General features: G+C 56.8%; 16 protein-coding genes, 2 tRNA genes and 1 pseudogene. 13 read left to right on the forward strand and 6 right to left on the reverse strand.

Annotated elements, in window-relative coordinates; all coding sequences use genetic code 11:
* Positions 1-47: 47 nt before the first annotated feature.
* Complete coding sequence (locus tag F1381_RS14240) at positions 48-617, reverse strand: DUF4256 domain-containing protein (RefSeq protein WP_151735508.1); 570 nt, start codon at positions 615-617, stop codon at positions 48-50.
* Between the two features lie 15 nt (positions 618-632).
* A complete protein-coding gene (locus F1381_RS14245; protein ID WP_246188027.1) occupies positions 633-1,007 on the reverse strand; it encodes a VOC family protein in 375 nt (124 codons plus the stop codon).
* Between the two features lie 164 nt (positions 1,008-1,171).
* Here F1381_RS14245 and F1381_RS14250 point away from each other — a divergent pair.
* Together F1381_RS14250 and F1381_RS14255 are read left to right on the forward strand one after the other, a co-directional pair.
* Positions 1,172-1,247: transfer RNA gene (locus tag F1381_RS14250), tRNA-Ala, on the forward strand.
* A 13-nt stretch (positions 1,248-1,260) separates the two neighbouring features.
* Positions 1,261-1,333: transfer RNA gene (locus tag F1381_RS14255), tRNA-Lys, on the forward strand.
* 268 nt (positions 1,334-1,601) lie between these two features.
* Here F1381_RS14255 and F1381_RS14260 read toward each other — a convergent pair.
* From F1381_RS14260 to F1381_RS14270, 3 genes are all read right to left on the reverse strand, one after another.
* Positions 1,602-2,594 carry a DUF4003 family protein gene (locus F1381_RS14260; protein ID WP_151735509.1) on the reverse strand — a complete coding sequence of 331 codons (993 nt, stop codon included), beginning with the start codon at positions 2,592-2,594 and terminating at the stop codon, positions 1,602-1,604.
* A gap of 154 nt (positions 2,595-2,748) precedes the next feature.
* The gene (locus F1381_RS14265) at positions 2,749-3,522 is read right to left on the reverse strand and encodes an ABC transporter ATP-binding protein (RefSeq protein WP_151735510.1); all 774 of its coding nucleotides are present in this window, start codon (positions 3,520-3,522) and stop codon (positions 2,749-2,751) included.
* Entirely contained in the window at positions 3,522-4,628 is a 1,107-nt protein-coding gene (locus F1381_RS14270; RefSeq protein WP_151735511.1) for a FecCD family ABC transporter permease, read from the reverse strand. Before F1381_RS14270 ends, F1381_RS14265 begins: the two co-directional genes overlap by 1 nt.
* Positions 4,629-4,821: 193 nt before the next feature.
* Between F1381_RS14270 and F1381_RS14275 the strand changes: the two genes are divergently transcribed.
* Together F1381_RS14275 and F1381_RS14280 are read left to right on the forward strand one after the other, a co-directional pair.
* Complete coding sequence (locus F1381_RS14275) at positions 4,822-5,907, forward strand: ABC transporter substrate-binding protein (RefSeq protein WP_151735512.1); 1,086 nt, start codon at positions 4,822-4,824, stop codon at positions 5,905-5,907.
* Between the two features lie 259 nt (positions 5,908-6,166).
* On the forward strand, positions 6,167-7,222 hold the full coding sequence (locus F1381_RS14280) for an LLM class flavin-dependent oxidoreductase (protein ID WP_151735513.1): 1,056 nt from the start codon (positions 6,167-6,169) through the stop codon (positions 7,220-7,222).
* A gap of 777 nt (positions 7,223-7,999) precedes the next feature.
* On the opposite strand, the gene F1381_RS14285 is transcribed toward F1381_RS14280, so the two are convergent.
* On the reverse strand, positions 8,000-10,006 hold the full coding sequence (locus tag F1381_RS14285; RefSeq protein WP_151735539.1) for a beta-galactosidase: 2,007 nt from the start codon (positions 10,004-10,006) through the stop codon (positions 8,000-8,002).
* Between the two features lie 235 nt (positions 10,007-10,241).
* On the opposite strand from F1381_RS14285, the gene F1381_RS14290 reads away from it, so the two are divergent.
* The 9 genes and pseudogenes from F1381_RS14290 to F1381_RS14330 all read left to right on the forward strand — a co-directional run.
* A complete protein-coding gene (locus F1381_RS14290) occupies positions 10,242-11,207 on the forward strand; it encodes an ABC transporter permease (RefSeq protein ID WP_151735514.1) in 966 nt (321 codons plus the stop codon).
* A 34-nt stretch (positions 11,208-11,241) separates the two neighbouring features.
* Positions 11,242-12,126, forward strand: a complete 885-nt coding sequence (locus tag F1381_RS14295) for a carbohydrate ABC transporter permease (protein WP_151735515.1) — start codon at positions 11,242-11,244, stop codon at positions 12,124-12,126.
* A 79-nt stretch (positions 12,127-12,205) separates the two neighbouring features.
* Positions 12,206-13,825 carry an extracellular solute-binding protein gene (locus F1381_RS14300; RefSeq protein ID WP_151735516.1) on the forward strand — a complete coding sequence of 540 codons (1,620 nt, stop codon included), beginning with the start codon at positions 12,206-12,208 and terminating at the stop codon, positions 13,823-13,825.
* Between the two features lie 105 nt (positions 13,826-13,930).
* On the forward strand, positions 13,931-16,303 hold the full coding sequence (locus F1381_RS14305) for a helix-turn-helix domain-containing protein (RefSeq protein ID WP_343043408.1): 2,373 nt from the start codon (positions 13,931-13,933) through the stop codon (positions 16,301-16,303).
* A gap of 85 nt (positions 16,304-16,388) precedes the next feature.
* Entirely contained in the window at positions 16,389-19,082 is a 2,694-nt protein-coding gene (locus tag F1381_RS14310; protein ID WP_222850445.1) for an exo-rhamnogalacturonan lyase family protein, read from the forward strand.
* Complete coding sequence (locus tag F1381_RS14315; RefSeq protein ID WP_151735518.1) at positions 19,063-19,860, forward strand: DUF1961 family protein; 798 nt, start codon at positions 19,063-19,065, stop codon at positions 19,858-19,860. Before F1381_RS14310 ends, F1381_RS14315 begins: the two co-directional genes overlap by 20 nt.
* A 184-nt stretch (positions 19,861-20,044) precedes the next feature.
* The gene (locus F1381_RS14320; RefSeq protein WP_281349915.1) at positions 20,045-20,845 is read left to right on the forward strand and encodes a polysaccharide deacetylase family protein; all 801 of its coding nucleotides are present in this window, start codon (positions 20,045-20,047) and stop codon (positions 20,843-20,845) included.
* Between the two features lie 123 nt (positions 20,846-20,968).
* Positions 20,969-22,165: a hypothetical protein gene (locus F1381_RS14325; RefSeq protein WP_246188033.1), complete on the forward strand. Its 1,197-nt coding sequence runs from the start codon at positions 20,969-20,971 to the stop codon at positions 22,163-22,165.
* Positions 22,166-22,407: 242 nt separating this feature from the next.
* Positions 22,408-23,348: pseudogene (locus F1381_RS14330) on the forward strand (IS1182 family transposase); the annotation flags it as partial.

The following is a 23,348-nucleotide window of genomic DNA, read 5'->3' on the forward strand; positions in this document are numbered from 1 at the left end:
AACAGGCAAGGAGGAACATGCGCTGTGTCCGGGTCGGAGCCAGAGTCTTACACCCGCAGCATGCCCCGGAAGCCTCTGGCCCCATAATAAGAATCTGCGCCGTTATGGTATACGAACACTTTTCCATACCGGTAATCCCCGAAGATGGCCCCTCCGCGGGAGCGGATATCGGGAGGGGTTCTCAGCCAGCTCGAGGTTTTCTGATCAAATGCCCCAAGCCGCTGCAGCTCCCGGTACTGCTCCTCCGTCAGAACCTCAATGCCCATCTCTGCCGCCATTTCTAGAGCGCTGTTGTCCGGCTTGTTCTGTTTTCTGGCGTTCCGGGCTTCCCCGTCATAGCAGACACTTCTGCGGCCCTTGGGGCTTTCCGCCGAACAGTCACAGAGAATATACTCTCCCGTTCCTTCGTCATAACCGATTACATCCGGCTCTCCTCCGGTCGCTTCCATCTGATGAACGGACCACAGTGTTGTGGTACCCGCCGCTTCCAGCTTCGACTGCACCTGAGTCCAGCTGCAAGCCGGATGACGGTTCATATTTTGTTCAAAACGGGCTTTCAGCACGCCAAGCAGTTCCGCTCTCTGTTCAACGGTAAGCTCTCTTGATTCTGCCAACACGTAAGCCTCCTCCAATTATTCTTTGCTGTGTTCCGCCAACTGTACCTCAAAACCATCCGGGTCCAGGATATAAAAGAAACGCAAGTGTGGATTGGGCGCAACCGGTCCGCGGGCAATAGGGATGCCCTCGCTGTTCAGGTATTCAATCGCCGCTTCCAGCGAAGGAACCTCAAAGCCGACAGAAACACCGCATTCCGGCTTGAGGGCCGGACCGCCGCCTTGAATCAGTTCAACCTTAGGCTGTCCATCCGGACCCAGCATCACGATCTGTTTGCCGCTGCTTTCAAATCTCCGCTCAATGGGCAGTCCCAGAATCTTATGGTAAAAATGCAGCGAAGCCTCCAGGTCGGCTACCCTGAGCGTAATCCAGTTCATGGCCAATTTTATCATTACGGTTCCCTCCAAGCCAAAAGTCTATTCCACTCTTAATACTATCAGAAGGAGGGAGGGGGGGGCTGCAGAATTTTTTTAAAAAAAGTATTGCAATCATTCATAGAAGCCTGTATAATCTATTCTTGTGAGCAACACAGAATCATTAGAAAAGATAATCACTTGGGGCCATAGCTCAGCTGGGAGAGCGCATCGCTGGCAGCGATGAGGTCAGGGGTTCGATCCCCCTTGGCTCCACCAAATAACCTCATATGGACTCTTAGCTCAGTTGGTAGAGCAGTAGACTCTTAATCTATTTGTCCAGGGTTCGAGCCCCTGAGAGTCCATCCCGGGAAGAACGGCAGAGATGCCGTTCTTTTGCTGTTGTTAGATACCTGTGGTAATAAATGCAGGGTGCAGAGTGGCATTGCATATTGTCTCCAGTCAGCGGCCGCACCGTTATTTTGCCCCTTACGTACTGGTTTGTGCAAATAAAACTGTTTTGCCTGGCTAATCCGGGTCCGTTAGGACAACCTCAAAATAGAATGATATGGAGGGACGGCCGCCAGAGCCTGATCTCTCTGCCGAGCTGGCAGCCGAACTGGTGCAATACCGTCAATCCGAAGACGATGAAGACGCAGCTGCGGCTGCAGAGGCCGCTGCGGCAGCGCTGGCCGATTGCTGGGCAATGACAATGCTGGTTAAGCTTGTGGAGAGCGAAGCGGTAAGCAGGCCCTTCTGAATGTCCTCAATTTGTTTGTAGGCTGCCAGAGCGGCCGCATACAGCAGAACTTCCTGCTTAGTGAGCCAGAAGCTGCCGAATCCTTTCTGCTCCCGCAGAAACTCGTAAGTCTCTTCTACTGTACGCACAACCGTATCCCGCTCAGCAGGCAGCAGCGATAGAACGCCGAGGGAGGTTAAGGTATAATCCTTATCCAGACGGATGCCCTTGCGGCGGAAATCCTCCTGCAGCAGCAGCAGGCGGCTTGCCGTCTCCGGACTGTCTTCTCCGAGCACCAGTACCTGTGTTAACGCCTGCAGGCGGTTGCTGGCTCCAAATTCCGGCTTCAGCAGCACGTAGAGCTGCTCCATTCGCTCTACAGCGGTCTCGGCGTCGAGGGGGGATAGGCCGAGCAGTGCGGCAAAGATATAATCATCCTGCCCTGTAAGGAAGTAATGCCGGGATTTCATCCGGTCATAGAAATCTTTGGCCCGTTTGATCACTGTGCTGGAATCTGCGTCTCCCGAATGGGTGGCAATCTGGTGTGCAGCTATAACCAGATAATCGGAAGCCCTGAATTTGAATTCCTTCATCATCTCATAGACTGCTAACGTATCGTTCAACTGCTTGACGGGGTCGCCGGAGAGAGCCAGCAGAGCCGCGATGCAGACGCCTAGGTTCCCTCTGAACTGCGAGAAGAATCCTGTATTCTCTTTAAGCAGATTGTAGCAGTACCGGATCGCCTGTACATCTGCATTCCGGTTCTCTGCCGTGTACAGCAATGCTGCCAGCCGGTTGATCTGGGCGTTGTGCCAGCTGAACTCTGATTTGACGTTCTGGGCATTGGCGGTGAACAGTTCAAGCTTTGTCTGGTACCCGGTCTCCATTCTACATCTCTCCTGCCTGGCTAGATTTCACCTGCGCGAATTGTTCGCGTGTTGCACTATAAGTGTACAATGGATTGCAGAAATGGTGCTACTTTAACAGCAACAAAAAAAGGACGGCAGAAGCTTCATTCTGCACGTCCTTTCTATATTGAAGCTACATTCCCCCGGCTTGCAGGTAGGCAATGCCCAGGCCGCCGGTTACAGGATTGCGGTAAATTTCGCAGGACACATCAAATACCTGATGAATCAGTTCCTTGGTCAGGATCTGTTCGGGCTCACCCTTCGCCACCACCCGGCCTTCCTTCATCACATAAAGGTAATCACAATATTCCGCTGCCAGCGTCAGATCATGGAGTGCGGCGAGAATGCCGATGTCCAGCTTGCGCACAATGCTCAGGATCTGCAGCTGGAACTTGATGTCCAGATGGTTGGTCGGCTCATCGAGGATCATGAATTCCGGCTGCTGCGCCAGCGTACGGGCCAGAATGACCCGCTGCTTCTCACCGCCCGACAAGGAATTATAGCTGCGGGCCGCGTAAGAAGCCAGATTGACCTTGGCCAAAGCGGCTTCGACAATGCGGTAATCCTCGCTGCTGTCGGTTTCCAGAAGGCCTTTGTGCGGCGTGCGGCCCATCATGACCATCTCTTGTACAGTAAAATCAAAGCTCAGTTCATTGAACTGGCCGACTACGCCCAGCTTGCGTGAGACATGCTTGGGATTGGCCTTGATGACGTTGAGGTCGTCAAGGAACACGTCGCCTTGGCGCGGCTTGATGACTTTATAGATGCTCTTGAGCAGGGTAGACTTCCCGCAGCCGTTGGGGCCGATCAGGCCGACGAACTGCTTGTTCTTCACCTGGACAGAGACTTCTTTGACAATATCGGCATCGGAGAAAGAGACGCATAACCGTTCGACATTTAAATTCATCAGGATTTCCCTCCAAAGGCGTAGCCTTTTTTGACAAGCATATACATGAACAGCGGCGCACCGATCAGAGCGGTGATAATGCCGATCGGAAGCTCTACATTCGGCACGATGGTACGGGCGATGACATCCGTCCAGATCAGGAAGATGGCGCCGCACAGGACGGATGTCGGAAGCAGCCGGCGGTGGTCGGAGCCTACAAGCCCGCGGACCATATGGGGGATGATCAGCCCCACGAAGCCGATCATTCCGCAGCTGGCAACCATCACGCCGGTGATCAGCGCTGAGACAATTAAGTAAGCCCGGCGGTAGGCGCTAAGGTTAATGCCGAGCGTCACGGCCGCTTCGTCACCGAGCAGCATGGTATTGAGTACTCTGGACTGCAGCAGGAAGAAGGCGACTGACAGCACGATGACGATGGAGATGAGCGGCAGCTTATCCCAGCTGGCGGCGGCCAGACTGCCCATGGTCCAGAACGTGACGGTCTTGATGCCTTCGGCATTGTTGGCAAAATAAACGATAAAGTTGGCGAAAGCCGTACATAACGCGTTGATGACCATACCGGCGAGGACCAGCTTAACGGAGGTCATTTTGCCGCCGGAGCTGGCCAGCATCAGCACGAGCAGCGAGGCGCCCACCGCGCCGGCGAACGCCCAGAAGGCGATGCCGGTCTGACCGAGGAAGCCGATCGAGCCGAAGCCGACCAGAATAGCGAAGGTTGCGCCAAGCGAAGCGCCGGATGAAATGCCGAGAATATAAGGATCGGCAAGCGGGTTCTGCACTGCTGCCTGCATGATCGTTCCGCACAGCGTCAGTCCGGCCCCGATGAACATGGCGAGCAGGACGCGGGGAAGGCGGATTTTCCAGATGATATCGACGAAGGAGCCGGAAGCCAGCTCTGCAGGGTCGCCGGTTTGAATGCCTGTAATCTGATATAGCAAAATTCGGTAGGACTGGGAGATCGGGATTTCCACCTGGCCGAAGGACACGGCGGCGCCGGCCGACAGAAGTACAATGACTAAGAGGATGCCGGTCATCGCCAGAAAGCCGGAGCGTGTATGGATTAGGGATGGCTTGGGCTCGTTGCCGATTAAGGTTGCAGTCTGCATGGCGTTTATTGATTCTCCTAGCGTGTAATGTTATTACTTAAATATATTTTGATTGAGAATGATTGTCAATGATAATAATTCTCATTGACATGAGGTTTAAATTTTAATATTCTACGGTTGTACCAGGCAGCACCGGAACAGCATTGCCTGCGGAACAAATTCATAGTTTACATAGAGGAGAGGTTTTGAAATCATGAAGAGAAGCTGGAGAGGTTTTTTGCCGCTGCTGGCGGTATTGATGGTGGCACTGATGATTGCCGGATGTTCTTCTAACAACGCCGGGAATGCCAATAACGCAGGAACTGCAGAGAATGCCGCGAATCAGACGGCCACTGCCGAGCCTTCGGCTACAGCAGCTGCGGAAGAAACGGCAGCAAGCGCCAAGACGGTATATCCGCTGACTATCGAGAACTATACAAACAACGGTGAGGGAACGGAATGGACGGCGAAAGCCCAGACCTTTGATCAGGTTCCGCAGAAAGTGGTCGCCAATACCCAAGGCGCTGCAGAGCTGATGATCAAGCTGGGACTGACGGATAAAATCGTTGGAGTAGCTGCGTTGTACGGCGGAGGTGATCCGGCTGTAGCCGAGGAATTCAAGAAGATTCCAGTACTCACCGAAAATTACGCCAGCAAAGAACTGGTCGTTGGCGCCAGCCCGGATCTGGTACTCGGGCGTGCTGATCTGTTCGCCGATGCAGATTGGGGGGTCGGCACGGTCGAAGGATTAAATGAATTGGGGATCAAGACCTTCCTGCAGAACACCAGCGTGAAGGGCGGGACGCTGGACAGCTTGTACAAGGATATTGAGCAGATCGGTCAAATCTTTGATGTTCAGGAGCAAGCCGCGGCGTATACTGAGGAACTAAAGGCACGTGCCGAAGCGCTGAAAGCCAAGTCCACCGGTGAGAAGACCTTCGCTTATGTATCGGATGCCGGAGATGGTGCAATTGCGGTTTACAGCGGCAATATCGACACCTTTGCAGGTGATGTCCTGGGGCTTCTGGGACTTAAAAACAGCTTCGGTGACATTACCGGCGAAATCAGCAAGGAACAGCTGCTGGCTACGAACCCGGATGTAATGCTGCTGTCCGATTACACCGGAGGTCCGGATCCGCAGGCTACCATCGACGCTTTCTATGCCGATCCGTCGCTGCAGAGTCTGAACGCCATCAAGAACAAGGAGATCCATGTCATCGATTTCAATCAGTTCTGGGGCTACAGCTATTCGATCTTTGACGGGGCCGAGAAGCTGGCTTCCGAGCTGGCGGGCAACTGAGACGTGGGCCGTTTAAGCTAATAGTATAGGGCAGCAGGATGCGGCTTGTATTGCGGATTGCATTCAGGATTATGGAATAGAGTAAGGCTTATGGAGTCGAGTAACAGGATGGTCGGAACAGTATTCAGGCAGCCGGGTAAGCCCGCCTGCCTTTTCTTTTGCTTGTCCTATCAAAATTAAACCTTTGAATATTTCATTACGAAGATTTAAGATAAATGGATTAACTTATTACGCTATGCGAATGTGGGAGGATATAACAGTGGAAATTGGTGTGAGCACCTTTGTCGAGACAACGCCCGATACGGTAACAGGAGAGACGATGAGCCATGCGCAGCGGCTGCGCGAGGTAGTGGAGGAGATTGTGCTGGCGGATCAGGTGGGGCTGGATGTGTACGGCGTTGGTGAACATCACCGTCCCGATTTTGCGGCGTCTTCGCCTGCGGTGGTGATGGCTGCAGCCGCTTCGCGGACTACCCGAATCCGCTTGACCAGTGCAGTAATGATCTTATCTTCCTCCGATCCGGTGCGCGTATTTCAGGATTTCGCTACACTGGACGGGCTGTCGGACGGACGGGCCGAAATTATGGTGGGCCGGGGTTCTTTTACCGAATCGTTTCCGCTGTTCGGGTACGATCTGAAGGATTATGAAGAATTGTTCGAGGAGAAGCTGGATCTGCTGCTGCAAATCTGCGCCGCGGATAAGCTTACCTGGAGCGGCAAGTTCAGACCGGCGATACATAATCAGACCATCTATCCGCGTCCGGTGCAGCAGCCGCTGCCCGTATGGATTGCCAGTGCCGGGAGCCATGCATCCGCTGTTCGCGCCGGTACGCTCGGCTTGCCGTTCGCCCTGGCAATCATCGGCAACGTCAATCCTTCAGATTACGCAGAGCATGTGAGATTATACAAAGAAGCGGCGGCGAAAGCGGGTCATGATGTATCCAAACTGCCGATAGCCACCCATTCGCACGGCTTTATCGCCGAGAGCACACCGGCCGCCGCCGAGCGGTTCTTCCCGTCGACCTATGCCCGCACCAATTTCCGGGCTGCCGAGAAAGGCTTGCCGCCGTATACCCGTGCGGACTACGATGCAGCCTGCAGCTGGGACGGGGCGTTGTATGTCGGCGATCCCGAAACGGTGGCCGCCAAAATCATCCACTTGCGCAAGCATGTCGGCATCACGCGCTTCCTGCTGCATGTGCCGCACGGCACGATGCCGCATGCAGATGTGATGAAAGCGATCCGTCTGCTCGGAACCGAGGTGGCTCCGCGCGTGCGGGAGGAGATTCTCCGCTGGGAGCAGAGCGGGGAATAATCGTTACTGGGCCGGGAGACGCAGAGTTACAGCGCTGACGGCTAGTCTGCATGTGTAGCCACTGCATCAGAGTAAATGAATAAAGCGGATAAATGACGCTAATCATGCAAGAATGTGGACGTTTACCATCACGGCAGCGCATTGTGTTTGATTTTTCGCATCCCGGATAAGAAGGATGGGCCAGATTTATCAGAGTGCTGAATCGTGAGCTAACCCGGCGTTATAGAGGGCGGCAAAAGATTTCAAGGCCAGCAGCGGCACCGTCTCCCTTAAAAGAGAGGCGTGCGGCGGTAAGATATAGCTCACATGTGAGGTTGTATGCATGTTTAGTGGATAATCGCAAACTAATTCCGGCCTTGAAGCGTGTTTGCAGAATCTAAGTGGAAATGAGCCATCTAAATCGGGGGTTTGGGCCGTTCTGCGCCAAATAGTCCAAATTAGATTGCTGTTTTCCACTTAGTTTTTTTCTGCGAGCTCATTGGGTGCATTTAGTTTGCTTAAATCAAATTAGATCCTGATTGGCCCCATTGTCTCAGGTTCGGGCAAGGGTAATCAAGATAGGAAGAGCAATTAAGATAAGGTAGCAAATCAAGCTAAGGTAGCAAATCAAGCTAAGGTAGCAAATCAAGCTAAGGTAGCAAATCAAGCTAAGGTAGCAAATCAAGCTAAGGTAGTCAATCAAGCTAAGGTAGTCAATCAAGCTAAGGTAATACAATCAAGACAGGAGGTCCAATCCAGGCGAATCCAATCCGGCCCATCTTACAGTTAGATAGCGGCTTACTGAGCCGGGCTCGTCTGCAGCGCGAGCAGCCGGTATTCATAGGCTGCGAGCGTGAGGCGGCCAGCGGGTACCGCGGCGCCGCTCAGCGCGTCCCGGGCGGGGCGCGGCAGCGTGACCGCGCCGCCGAGCCCGTCCATGTTGACGAGGGTCCAGACCTCGTCAACAGCGCCGCGCCGCGGGCAGACCAGCGTGCCCGCGCCCGCGTTGGTGCGCAGCGTGACGCCCGCCCGCTGCGCATAATACCCGATCAGCGCGCGCAGCAGCGCATCGCCGTCTTCGCCGGCCGGCAGCGAGCCGAGCATGACCACCGCGCCGCGGCCGTAAGGCTGCTCGGTGAGGAAGGCGAGGCCCGGCGTGCGGCCCTCCGTGATCCCGCCGATCACGGAGGCCCCGCCGGGCAGCGGCTCGAAGACCGCGCTCCATAAGGACAAGGGCGCGGACAAGCCGAAGGCTGTGCCGATGCTGCCGGTGCCGTCCATGGGGTAGACGAATCTGGTCTTTACCCCGGCGGCCTGCTCCAGCGCGCCCAGTGCGGCATCCGTATGCAGCGTATGCTCTGCCGTCCGTCCGCCGGTCAGCGGGCCGGCGACCCAGATGCCGCCCGCCTCCGCGAAGGCCAGTGCCTTCGCCATGAACTCCGGCGACAGATAATGGACGAACGGCGTGAAGAGCAGCTTATAGCCGTCCAGCGATCCGCCTTCAGGCATCAGATCACGGTGAATGCCCATTTGCAGGAACCGCTTGTAGAAGTCGCCCAGCAGGCTGCGGTAATTCAGCTTGCGGTGCGGCTCCGTGGCGAGGTAGGCCTTGGTCCGGTCCGAATAGGTAATGGCTACCTCAGCCTGCATGGGACGGGTAGCCAGCATCACCGGCTCGATGGCCAGCCGGGCCCGGGAAGCCTGCAGCACCTGGTCATAGCCGAGCGCCGGCTCGCCCCAGGCGCTGAGCACTGAGCCGTGCGGCTGCTCGCTGCCGCTGCGCTGCTGGCGCCACAGCCAATAGCAGAAGGCACCGGCCCCCAGCGCATAGGCGGCTACGGCCTGGGCGGCGACATACCCGTCCGGGTGCGGCACCGCATAGCTCTGCAGCGAGCCGGCATACGACGGGCTTGTCTCCATCAGCCAGAAGTCCTTGCCCGGCTTCAGATTGCGCCACAGATCGCAGTTCAGCGTGTAGGCATGCATATTGGCCTGCGAAGCGTAAGTGTCGTAGGCGGCAAAGTCCAGGCTGCGGAAGAGGCGCTCGTTGTCGAGGTGAAAGGCCACACTGCTGTTATGTGTGACGGGGGCCTGCGAATGGCGCCGCAGAATCGCAGCCTGCTCATCCGCAAATTCGGCAATTTGCTCTGCCTGGAACAGGCGGTACATTGTCTGCAGGGACGAATTATGCAGGAACGGGGTGGCCACGGGCTGCGGCACCTGGTCAAACCGCTGATACGTATGGCTCCATACGCCTGTTCCCCATGCCTCATTCAGCTCCGCCACCGTTCCGTAGCGCTTCTCCAGCCACTGATGCCACAGCGTCCGGCACGTTCCGCACATGCACTCCGCCACATGGGATTTGAATTCATTGTCCAGCTGCCAGGCGACCAGGCCCGGCAGCCGGCCCAGCTCCCGGGCAAGATATCCGGCAATGACCGCAGCACGCTCCCGGAAATAGGGGTTGTTCGTGCAGACATGCTGCCGCGACCCGTGTCCCATAACGCGGCCGTCCTGATCGACGAACAGCCGCTCCGGATGCCCGTGCGTCAGCCAGACCGGCGGGGTCGCCGTCGGTGTGCACATGATGGTATCTATTCCTTGTTCGTGCAGCTCGGCAATGTATCCGGCAAACGGACCGGCGTCCATCCGGTTCTCCTCGGGCTCCAGCGCCGACCAGATGAACTCGCCCATGCGGACCAGATTGATGCCCGCTTCTTTCATTAGCAGAAGATCCCGCCGGCGGGTTTCTTCACTCCACAGCTCAGGATACCAGGCAACCCCGTGATATAATTTGTTTTTCATCATTATTGCTCTCCTCCCCAGGGCGATGCGGAAATGTCTTAAGCATCATAGGGGCTGTGCCTGCGGGCGGCAATAGTAAACTTTTGCCGGCTTTGCACTTTCTTGAACCGGTGCCCGGAGCGGCGGAAAAGGCGCTGTAGCCAAAAAGTCTGATTGCCGGAAAAAACCGGCGCCAGCATAATAGGAATCGCAGCCGGGCTGACGGGCTGCAAATCACAACGGAGGTGAAACACCAATGAAGCAAGGAGCGGCTTTGGAAGCCGGCATCCGCCCCCCTGTGCTGCGGGATACCAGGCGGGCGCAGGTGCTGCGGCGCCTGAAGCGGGACAAGTGGCTTTATATTTTATTGACACCTGGCCTGCTGTATTTTCTAATCTTTAAATATGTGCCCATGTGGGGCGTGCTGCTTGCTTTTAAAGATTATCAGCCCTTTGTCGGCTTCTGGAAAAGCGAGTGGGTAGGACTGGAGCATTTCCGCACGTTTTTCCAGAATCCCGATTTCTTCATGCTGCTGCGCAATACGCTGGTGCTGTCTTTTTACAATCTGGTCTTCTATTTCCCGGCACCGATTATTCTGGCTCTGCTGCTGAACGAGATCAGGTTGTCCTTCTATAAACGGACGATCCAGACGATGATTTATGTGCCGCACTTTATTTCCATGGTTATTGTGGCCAGTATCACGTATGTGTTCCTGACAACAGAAGGCGGTGCCATCAACGAACTGCTGTATCAGATGACGGGAAGCAAAATCGACTTTCTGGCCAGTCCCGACTGGTTCCGCCCGCTGATCATTCTGCAGACCATCTGGAAAGAATGCGGCTGGGGAACGATTATCTTCCTGGCGGCTCTGGCCGGTGTCGACATGGAGCAATATGAGGCTGCCGTAGTCGACGGAGCGAGCCGCTGGCGGCAGATTTGGCATATTACGCTGCCGGCGATCCGCAGTACCATTATTATTCTGCTGATTCTGCGGATGGGTACGATTCTGGATAACGGCTTCGAGCAGATTTATCTGATGATGAATGCGCTTAACCGTGAAGTTGCCGAGGTATTCGATACCTATGTTTATGCGCTGGGGATTACCCAGGGGGCATTCAGCTACAGTACGGCCGTAGGTCTGTTCAAATCGGTAATCGGCGTAATCCTCGTTCTCGGAACGAACTGGCTGGCCAAGAAATCCGGCGAATCCGGACTGTATTAAAGCTTGATTGTTATGAAGAGAGGAGGAAACTAGGATGACTAAACGTTATCGCAGTGCCGGAGAGAAGGCCTTCGATGTCTTCAACTACATATTTCTGGGGGTCATCGGCATTGCTGCGATTCTCCCGTTCCTGTTCGTGGTCGCCGGTTCGTTCGCTACGGAGGCGGAAATCACAAAGCGCGCGGTGTTTCTGATCCCGACCACCTTTACGCTCGACTCGTACCGCTTTATTTTCTCAACGGATACGATTGTACGCAGTATCGGGGTGTCGCTTTATGTCACGGTGATCGGAACGATCGTCAATTTGTTCTTTACAGTGACGATGGCTTATCCGATGGCCAAGCGTTATTTGATGGGGCGCAATACGATTCTGAATCTGGTCATATTTACGATGCTCTTCGGGGGCGGCATGATTCCCACTTATCTGGTCATCCGTGACTTGCACCTGCTGGATACTCTGAACGCCCTCATTCTGCCGGGAGCCATCAGTGCATTCAATCTGATTATCGTCAAAAATTTCTTCCAGGAGATGCCGATCGAGGTTGAGGAAGCCGCACGCATTGACGGCTGTACCGAACTCGGGCTGCTGTGGCGGATTGTACTGCCGCTGTCCAAGCCGGTGCTGGCGACCTTCACGCTGTTCTATGCGGTAGGGCACTGGAACAACTTTTTCTCCGCGCTGCTGTATATCAACGATCCGACCAAATGGCCGCTGCAGGTCATGCTGCGCCAGATTGTCATGCTGTCCCAGACGGCGGCGGGCGATCTCAGCTCCATGGATCCGAATTTCGTGCAGCCGCCGGAGCAGGCGATCAAGATGGCGGTAATCGTCGTCGGCACGCTGCCGATCATGTGCGTCTACCCGTTTCTGCAAAAGCATTTCGCTAAAGGGGTGATGCTCGGCTCTGTCAAAGGGTAATCCATACTGCAGGGGAGACCTGCAGCTGAAAGTCAAGATGTACCAGCATTTCAGGCAACATATAAAAGGGAGGCCTATGATGAATACTCATCGAACACAAGGTGACAAACGTTTGAAACAGTGGTTGATCCTGCCGCTAACTGCTATTATGGTTGTAAGCGCATTAACAGGCTGTGGCGGCAATAACGGGAACGCCGAAGGCAATCAGACGAATTCCGCGGGTAAGCCGGCTGAGACAGCAAACGGCGGGGCGGCAGCCGAGACGGAAAAGCCGCTTGAGCTGACAATGATGCTGCCGATCTTCAAGACGAACTTTCCGAAGGACGACAGCCCGGTCGCGGCTGAGCTGGAGAAGCTTACGAACACTGATATTCATTTTGAATGGGTGCCGAACGCATCCTATGCCGATAAATTCAATATTACGCTGGCTTCGGGCAAGCTGCCCGATATTATCTACGTCGGCGGAACCAAGGAGGCCAGCTTCGTCAATGCCGTCAAATCCGGCGCCTTCTGGGAGGTAGGCCCTTATCTGAAGGATTATCCGAATCTGAGCCAGGCCAATCCGGTCATTCTCAGCAACTCGGCGATCGAAGGCAAGAATTACGGTATTTACCGGGGCAGAGCGCTGGGCCGAAACGGCGTCGTGTTCCGTCAGGACTGGCTGGAGAAGGTCGGGCTGAAGACACCGGAAACCGTAGACGACTTCTACAATATGTTGAAAGCGTTTAAAGAGCAGGACCCGGACGGCAACGGCAAGGACGATACGTATGGTATGGTACTTGTGAAATGGACCGGCGGCTGGGCCAGCGGCTTTGACACGATGAAGCTGTGGTTCGGCGCACCGAACAAATGGGGTATCCAGGACGGGAAGCTGGTGCCGGAGCATGAATATCCGGAGTACTTGGAAGCGCTTAAATTTATGAAAAAGCTGTATGACGAGAAGCTGATCAACTCCGACTTCGCCGTTATGGACAGTTCCAAGTGGAATGATCCGGTTGTCAATAACAAAGCCGGTGTCATTGTTGACGTGGTGGACAACGCAGCGCGCCTGGACGACAAGATTCATGCCGCATTGCAGACTGCCGGTACCGATGAACCCGACCGCCATTATATGGATGTTATCGGCGGTGTGAAAGGTGCGGACGGACAGCTGCACACGCTGCCGACTTCCGGCTTCGCGGGCATGCTGGCTATTCCGAAATCCTCCGTGAAGACGGAAGAAGAATTGAAGCGGGTTCTGACGTTCCTGGACCGGCTGAACGAAGAGGACCTGCAGACTATGCTGGGATACGGTCTGGAAGGCGTTCATTACACGCTGACCGAGGACGGCTTCATCGAGCGTTCCACCGACACGGTATTGCTTGAATCCGAAGTGGAGGGCCTGAACCAGATGCTGCCGTACATTCCACAGGACGTAGCCAAGCAAGTAAAGCAGACACCGCTGCGGGTGAAGCAGCTTGAGGTGCAGAAAGCCAATGAAGCAACAATCGTCGTCAATCCGGCCGAGGCGCTGATTTCTACGGTTTATACGCAGAAAGGCTCCCAGCTTGACAATGTTATCAACGACGCGCGGATCAAATTTATTGTCGGCCAGATCGACGAAGCGGGCCTGAAGGACGCATTCAACGTTTGGCGGAAGACCGGCGGCGATGAACTGGTGCAAGAAATGAACGAACTTTACGCCAAGGCGAACCAATAGAGCCGGCCTTCTCCATGCTGATTTTGCCGGTACAAACCGTTCAGGCTGCAAGGCTAAGGTTCCAAACTACGGATGTGGCTGGTGATCATCATGGAAGAGGGTATTTTGGCAAAATGGAACCGGCGTATAACCGGGTGGAGCGGAAGAAAAGGAAAATACTACCGGAAAAATCTGATTATCGTCCTGATTGTCTCCTCCATCCCGGGTTTTATTATCGGAGCAATGGTCTATTGGATGGCCGGCGGACGGCTGGAAAAGGAGCTGCTCGACATGCACAACCGGCAGATCGAGCAGCGTGCCGCCAATATCAACGACCAATTGTCCAATTTGGAGCTGATGCTGGCCCATTGGGCCTTCGATCCCAAGTTTGACTACAGCTTGAGCGGCATGGATTTCACGCTGAACCATGAGCGGGCCTGGGATATTACGAAGACCCTGCTCGTCATGCAGGGTTCCAATACCATGCCCCGCAATGTGGAGCTGTATTTGACGGGAGAGCAGCCGGTGCTGTTCGGACCGGAGTACGGCACTGTGCCGGCTGCACAGGCGGCCGCCGTCTATGACAAGCTGCTGGAGACGGAAGCGAGCACGTACTGGACGGAATGGGCGTTCGAGCCTGCCGCACCGCAGCAGAAGGAGCTGACGCTGGTGCATCAGATTCCCGGCGGCAGCCAGAAGCCCTTCGGGGCGCTGCTGCTGCGGATGGATGCCGCCAAGGTCGGCGACATGCTGCGTACGATGACACCTTATGACAGCGGAGAGGTCTTCATGCTGCAAAAGAGCGGAGACCTCTTCGTCTCGGGCAGCGCAAGCGATGAGAACGCGCCGTTTATTGAAACGCTGCGCAATGCGATCGGCAAGCGGGGCGGGGCCGGAGGCTCTTTTTTGTACGATTGGGAAGGGGAGACCTTCGCCGTTACGTACGGGGATTTCTCACGGATCGCCGATGAGTGGATGTATGTGTCCGCCTCGCCGATTTCCAGCATTACTGCGCCGGTGGTGGCCATCTCGCGGATGATCTTCCTTGTCAGCTTCTGCGCTCTGCTGCTGGCGGCCATTCTGTCCTGGATCGCCTCGCGCAAAATTTATTCACCGGTGGGGCGTCTGATGCAAACGCTGCTGCCCGAGAATCCGCAGTACGGGGAGCGTGAGGATGAGCTGACGCTGATCGAGCGTCATTGGCAGAACCTGCACGGCCAGCAGCATGCCCTGCAGTATATGCTTACCGAGCAGCTGCCGCATGTGCAGCGCAGCTTCCTGCATCAATTGTTCCAGGGCTATCTGTACGCCTATTCGGAGGAGGATCTGCTCAGCCGGATGAAGCAGTACAAATGGGAAGTGGAGGACTGTCAATTTGTAGTTCTGTACGTCCAGCTGACCGGCATCTCAAGTCTGGAGGGTAAATTCCGCAGCGGCGATGAGAGTCTGGTGACGTTCGCGGCGGTGAATATTATCGGCGAGCTGGCTGCCGAGCATTTCGAGCAGGCGGAAACGGTCAATATGCATGCCCTCAGCGCAGGTCTCCTGCTGATCGAGCCCGGTGCGGGGCCCGCTGCGGCAAGAATCGAAGCCTTCTGCGAGGAGCTGGCCGCCACGGTCAATCGGATGCTGAAGCTGCAGGCGACTGTTGCTTACAGTGCTCCGCTCGGCGCCGTTACGGGCATCCCGCGGGCCTTCGAGGCGGCGAAGCAGGCGGTCAGCCACCGGCAGTTCGGAGGCGGCAACCAGATCATCAGCCTGGAGCGGCCGGACCGGGAAGGGCAGAGCGGCTGCATCCCGCAATATTCCTTCTCGCTGGAGCGCGGCCTGATTCAGGCGCTGCGCACCGGAGAGACAGAGGAGTCGGAACGGCTGCTGGAAGAATTCCTGAATACGCTGTGCGAAGGCGGGGCCAAGGTCATCGATGTGCAGCAAGGTATGCTGCAGCTGCTCGGGGCGATCCTGCACGCGGTCATGGTGGCCGGCATTCATCCGAACCAGCTGTACCAGGGCCGCAATCTGTACACCGAGCTGTCGCAGATCCATGAGCCCGGACTGATTCTGTCCTGGTTCCGCGGCAAGGTTGTTGCCCCGTTCCTGGCAGAGCTGTCCGAGCGCTCCGATGCCGGCATCCGCCGGACCATCGAGCAGGCGATGCTCTACATACAGGAGCATTATATGGACAATATTTCGCTGGACAGCTGCGCCGATCATATCGGCACCAGCCCGTTTTTGCTCAGCAAGTCGTTCAAGCGGGTGACCGGGGACAACTTTATCGATTATCTGACCGAACTGCGTCTCGACAAAGCGAAGGAGCTGCTGCGGAGTACCGACCTGAAGATGAACGAGGTTGCGCAGCAGGTAGGATATCAGCAGAGCTATTTCAACCGGATATTCAAAAAACAGGAGGACATCACGCCGACACGTTACCGTGAGCTGAGCCGGCAGGAGGGCGTAAAGCCGCCGGACCGGGAAGCCGGTATCATTAAAAGGCTCTAACCTTGGGGCAGGCGGGGATACCGCCTGCCCGCTGGCGTATACACGGCTTCGAGGAAGACGTGCCGGAGATGTCCGCCATTAGGAGATGAAGAGTGTGTCTTCAGTCTTGCCGATTCAACTGCATTGGTTACACCAGCCTGCCGGGGCTGCCGGAGTCACCTGGGGTGTCCCGTGGCCTAAGGGAGAGCTTGAGCGCGGGAAGCTGTGTGAGCTTGTGCTGCGCGGTGCCGGAGGCGGGCCGGTGCAGCCGCTGCAGAGCCGCCCGGCTGCTTATTGGCCGGACGGCAGTGTGAAATGGTCCTTTCATACGGCGGTCTGCAAGGAACCGGATGCCGGAGTCTATGCACTGGTCCGGACGGACGGCACACCGGCGGTGTTCACGGATACGCTGTCTGTACTTGAGACGGAAGATGCTTTCGTTGTCGATACCGGTGCTATCGTCTGCACGGTCAGCAAACGGGGCGGAAATCCGCTCTCCCGCATCGTCCGCCGCGCGCCGGGAAAGCCGGAACAGACCGTCTGCTCCGGCAGCGAGCTGGTCTGCCTGCGTGAGCAAAGAGAGACGCTGAGCGGGGGGATGACTCTGCGGGAGGAACGTTTTGCCGGAAACACGCTGCAGGCTTGCCTGGAGCAGGAGGGTCCGCTGCAGGCCGTCATCCGGCTGGAAGGACGGCACCGGAGCACCGGCGGAACGCGTGAGTGGCTGCCTTACACGTTGCGGCTGTATTTCCACGCCGGGCTGGAGTCGATCCGGCTGGTGCACACCTTCCATTATGACGGCAATCCGCACCAGGATTTCATCAAGGGCCTGGGCATCCGCTTCAGGCTGCCGCTTGCCGGACCGCTATACAACCGGCATATCCGCCTGGCTGGCGATAACGGCTGGTTCCGTGAGTCCCCTAAGACACTGCATACGCGCCGGACCAAAGGCAAATACCGTGAGATGTTTGAGCACCAGCTGGAGGGCCGGATGCTGGAGTTCGATTCGGAGGAGGATGCATATTTCCTGGAGCTGCTCCGCGACTCGGCCGTCTGGAACAGCTTCAAGCTGCACCAGGATTCCTCCGAGCATTATTCTGTGCAGAAGCGGACGGAAGAGGGCTGTGTCTATATCAAGGCGGCGGAAGGCCGGAGAGCGGAGGGCTTCTGTTATATCGGTGCGGAAGGCGGCGGTCTGGCCGCAGGCGTGCGCAATTTCTGGCGGAAGCATCCGGCGGCGCTGGAAGCGGCCGGTATGGCCGGAGAGGAGGCTTCGCTGGCCGTCTGGTTCTGGTCGCCGGACGCTCCGGCGATGGATCTGCGCCACTATGACACGAAGACACATGTGGAGTCTTCCTATGAAGGGGCAGAGGAGCTGCGGGCCACGCCGTACGGCATCGCCAACACCAGCGAGCTGACGCTGTGGTGCACGGATCATACGCCGGATCCGGCGGAATTCCAGCGCATGCTCACGGCAGCCGGAGATCCGCCGCTTCTTGTCTGCGAGCCGGAATATTACAACCGCTGCCGGGCGTTCGGCCTCTGGAGCCTGCCCGACCGCAGCACGCCGGCCAAGGCGTACCTGGAGGAGCGGCTAGACGGCATTCTGGAGTTCTATCTGGCGGAGATCGAGCAGCGGAAATGGTACGGCCTGTGGGATTACGGCGACTTCATGCACAGCTACGATCCGGTGCGCCATGTGTGGAACTATGATCTGGGCGGCTGCGCCTGGCAGAACGCCGAGCTTGTGCCGAACATGTGGCTGTGGGTCAGCTTCCTGCGCAGCGGGCGGGCCGATGTGTTCCGTATGGCGGAAGCGATGACCCGGCATACCGGCGAGGTGGATGCGTATCACTTCGGCGAATACGCCGGCCTCGGCTCACGCCACAATGTCGTGCATTGGGGCTGCGGCTGCAAGGAGGCGCGGATCGCCATGGCCGGACTGCACCGCTATTATTATTATCTGACCGGCGATGAACGGACCGGCGACCTGATGGACGGTGTCAAGGATGCTGATTACTCCACGGTGACACTGGACCCGATGCGGGCTTATTTTCCGAAGGACGAATTCCCGACGCATGTGCGGGTCGGCCCCGACTGGGCGGCGTTCAGCTCCAACTGGATGACCCGCTGGGAACGGTATGAGGATACGGCGTACCGCGACAAAATCATCACCGGCATCGATTGCATCAAGCAGGCCAATCTGCGGCTGATCTCCGGACCGACCTACGGCTATGACCCGAAGACGGGCATTCTTACCGGTATGGGCGACGATAACTGGGGACGTCATCTGGCCATTTGCATGGGCGGACCGCAGGTCTGGTTCGAGCTGGCGATGCTGCTGGAGGACCCGGAGTGGGAGGATATGCTGGCGGAATTCGGCGTCTTCTACAATCTGCCGCAGGAGGAGAAGGACGCTCTTAGCGGGGGTGTAATCACCGGGAAGCTGCGTTTCGAGCACCCGGTGCTGAGCGTAGGCATTGCCGCCTTTGGGGCATGGTACCGGGCCGACCGGGCAACGGCAGACCGCTGCTGGTCCATACTGCTGGATAATCCGTTCGGCTGCGTCAATCTGCAGCAGGAGCAGCGGCGGGTAACCTATATGGAGGATGTATACGAAATCGACTGGATGAACACCAATGAAGCTTCGCAGTGGTCACTGAATACGGTCATTGCGCTGGAGCTGATTCCTGAGGCGTTGCCGGAATGGCCGGAATGTCCGGGACAGCCGGAGCACGAAAGTGCAGCGAAGCCTGCAGCAGCGGAAGGAGGGGCGGCCCATGGGGCACCCTCGCGGTGAGGAGAAGCAGAACAAGGAGCACCCGCACGCTGAGGAGTTGCAGAAGGTCGCCTCCGCTGAGCCAAGCGGGGAAGAACTTGACCCTTCGCTGCGCGGCGAAGCTGCACTGATTCCGCCGGGCTGGCGGCCGGTTTACCGCAATCCGCTGCAGGCTCCCGGGAATGTGGCCGGTTTCGTGCTGGAAGGCGACGGGGCGGCGACCTTCCCGCTGGGGCGGCTTAGGCTGGAAAGCACGCGCAGCCCGGAGGAGGGGCAGAAGGCGAACATCGTCTTCTGGTGTCCCGAAGAGTTCCCTGCCGATCATGCGGTATCCTGGAGCTTCCGTCCGCTGCATGAGCCCGGCCTCGCCATCCTGTTCTTTGCGGCGGCGGGGAGCTGTGGCCGCGACCTGTTCGATCCGGGCCTGCCGCAACGGACGGGCGAGTACGATCAATACCATCACGGAGAGATGAACGCGCTGCATATCTCCTACTTCCGCCGGATGTGGGCGAGTGAGCGCTCCTTCCACACCTGCAATCTGCGCAAGAGCTACGGCTTCCATCTGGTGGCCCAGGGGGCTGACCCGCTCCCCGGCGTTCTGGATATGACAGAGCCTTACCGGATGCTGCTGGTCAAGCAAGGTCCGGATGTCACGTTTGCCGTCAATGGGCTACCGGTGCTCCGGTGGCGGGACGACGGCAGGGCTTATGGACCGCTGCTGGCCAGCGGCCGGATCGGCTTCCGGCAGATGGCGCCGCTGATCGCAGAATACAGCGATTTGTCCGTGTATGCGCCTTGAGGCAGGGAAGGATGCGGGCTGTGATGAGGCGGCCTGATAAGCTAAGGTCTTCTTAGTTTGACGGAAAGGTAAGATTCCAGATGAATATTGCAGCCTGTACTGCCCGGCCGGTACAGATCCGGCAGAATCGCCGGGATGGATGGTGCGGGCGGTATGGGCGGCATGATGTAAAGGGGAGAGTATCGTGCCAGGAGTGTATTATTGTTTCCCGCAAGGCCGGCATAAGGTGCTGACGATGAGCTATGACGACGGACGGCGGGCGGATGAGCGGCTGGTCGGAATTTTTAATAAATACGGCATTAAAGGGACGTTCCACGTGAACTCCGGTCTGCTCGGGGAGGGCGACCGCATCACGGCGGAGGAATTACCGCAGCTCTATCAGGAGCATGAGGTAAGCGCGCATACCCGGCGGCATCCGACCATCGCCCGTTGTCCGCAGGAGTATATCGTCGAGGAGGTTATGGAAGACCGCAAGGCGCTGGAGCGGCTGATCCGCCGGCCGGTGCGCGGGATGTCTTACCCGAACGGCTCCTACAGCCCGGAAATTATCCGTCTGCTGCCGCATCTGGGCATTGAATATGCCCGGACGGTGGAGAGCACGGGGGGCTTCGGTCTGCCGGAAGACTGGCTGGAATGGCGGCCTACCTGTCATCACAACCGGGGGCTGCTGGAACACGGAGAACGTTTTGTCGGACTGCATAAGCGGCAATATCTGTACCTGATGTATGTCTGGGGCCACAGCTATGAATTCGACAATGACGATAACTGGGAGCTGATCGAGAACTTCTGCGCCATGGTCGGCGGCCATGATGATATTTGGTACGCGACCAACCTGGAGATCGTGCATTATATGAAAGCATGTGAGCGCCTGATCTTTGCGGCTTCCCGCGATTTTGTGCATAATCCGGGAGCGGCGTCCGTCTGGCTTGAGGTGGACGGGCGTATAGTGGAAGTGCCCGGAGGGCAGACCACCCATTTAACTTAAAAACACCGGGGCGGAGAAACCGCTTGGCTGGTGCTCATCGGAGGAAGAGCTGTGCAAACAATCAAACAAGCGGCGCACCGTCTGTCGGAAATCGACATTTCGGCCGCCGGAGTCGGCTGCAAAATGCTGCTGGGCGATCTGGACGGCGATGGACGAGCCGAATTGCTGCTGGTGCAGCCGGATAACCGCCAGGATGTCCGCTATATTCCGCATCAGGTCCAGTGTCTTACCGCTTACGACCTGGAAGGAAGAATGCTGTGGCAGACCGGGAAGCCGGACCCCGGCGCAGGCAGCCAGGGCTCGGATTATCCGGCGCAAATTTATGATATCGACGGGGACGGCGCGTTGGAAGTGCTCTGTGTGATGGACGGCCGGTTCCACATTTTGAACGGGGCAACCGGCAGCATCAAGCAGGTGCACAATCTGCCGGACAAGGAAGCGCATGACTGCATTATTATCGCCAATCTGTCCGGTAAGGAGCGGGCCACGGACATTATTCTCAAAGACCGGTATCACCGCCTGTGGGCACTGGACAGCGATTTCCGGCTGCTGTGGACCCACGAAGGGAATGTAGGGCATTATCCCTGGGTATTCGATCTGGACGGAGACGGCCGCGATGAGGTGATGGCCGGGTACGATCTGCTGAGTGCGGACGGGAAGCGGCTGTGGAGCTGTCATGACCTGGATGATCATGCCGACTGCCTGTGGGTCGGCGATGTGAACGGCGACGGTCTGCCCGAGCTGGTGATCGGGGGCAGCGTGACGGTGATGTATGACCGCAGCGGCCAAGAGCTGTGGCGCTATGCGGGCTCCGTCGAATCTCAGCATCTGGCGCTCGGCCGCTTCCGGCCGGAGCTGCCCGGGCTGCAGATCGCCGGTCTTGACCGGATGGTCCGGGAGGACGACGGCAAGGGACTGAAGGGAAAGGATGCCTTGTTCCTGCTGGACCAGGAGGGCCGGGAGCTCTGGAAGGAAGTGCGTACGACGGATGGCTGGTTGACGATCGCCGAGACGGTCAGCCGTTTCCGTGCGGACGCGCCCGACTATATTCTGGCCTACCGCCGGGGCGGCGGTGTGCTGCCTGCCCTGTACGACGGGCATATGAACATTGCCGTGCAGTTCGATACGGAAGGGTATGCCGTGCACGGCGATCTGCTGGGCACCGGCACCGAACAGGTCATTATTTATACGCCGGAGCGCGCGGTCGTATACGGCGGGGAGCCGCTGCCGCTGACTGCGGCGCATCCCGGGGAGCCGCTGCCCCAGCCCAAGCGGCTCTATAGCTCGACATTGTATCCCGGCGGAGAGGTAGGGCTGTAAATCTAGTGCAGACAGTAAGCCCATTCTAACCCGGGGCTGGCAGGTGGCGGGAATCCCGCATGTGGCATTACGGACCCTATAACAAAAGACCGAGCAGCGGTCCTTCAATTACTGAAGGACCGCTGCTCGGCCAGGCTGTCGAGAAAGTCTCGACAGCCTTCTTTATGGAATATTAATTTCACACGACACCGCGTTAATGTTGTATAATATAGGAAACTACTCATGAACGGACGGTGTATTGAATGCTGCGTTCCACTCGTGAAAGACAACTATCATATGAGTTTGTTTCCATTGAAGAATTGGTTCCGGAAGATCACTTACTTCGCAAAATAGATAAGCATATCGATTTTTCATTTATTGAGGAGAAGGTCCGCCCACTGTACTGTGCAGATAACGGTCGTCCGGCCATCGATCCTGTCATCTTGTTTAAAATGATTTTTCTTGGCTACTTCTACGGCATTCGGTCCGAACGCCAATTGGAGCGGGAGATCCAAACGAATCTGGCGTACCGCTGGTTTCTTGGACTCGGATTGACCGACAGGGTTCCAGACCATTCGACGATTAGCTGGAACCGGCGTACCCGGTTTAAAGATACGGACATCTTTCAGGATATTTTTGATGAAATTGTCCTGCAGGCCATCTCCCATCGCATGGTGGGCGGACGTGTTCTTGTCACGGACTCTACTCACGTCAAAGCCAATGCGAATAAACACCAGTATACCAAACAGCAAGTGTTGCAAAATACCAAGGATTATGTGGACGAGCTCAATGCCGCCGTCGATGCAGACCGGAAGGCTCACGGAAAAAAGCCCTAAAATCCAGAGAGGAAGTGAATGAAGAAAAAGAAATTAAAGTGAGCAAGACTGATCCCGACAGCGGATACATGATCCGCGACGGCAAGCCGGAAGGCTTTTTTTATCTGGACCACCGGACGGTGGATACGAAATACAATCTTATTACGGATGTATATGTCACGCCAGGAAACGTCCATGATTCTGTGCCCTATTTGTCGCGTCTGGATCGCCAGCGGGAACGGTTTGGATTTCAGGTAGAAGCTGTTGCTCTAGATTCAGGGTATTTAACAACGCCGATTTGCCGCGGCCTGCAGAGCCGAAAGATTTTTGCTGTCATTGCTCACCGTAGATTCCATCCCAAGCAAGGGCTGTTTCCCAAATGGAAGTTT

The organism is Paenibacillus tengchongensis (assembly GCF_008973665.1).
GTDB classification, from domain to species: Bacteria; Bacillota; Bacilli; order Paenibacillales; family Paenibacillaceae; genus Paenibacillus_AQ; species Paenibacillus_AQ tengchongensis.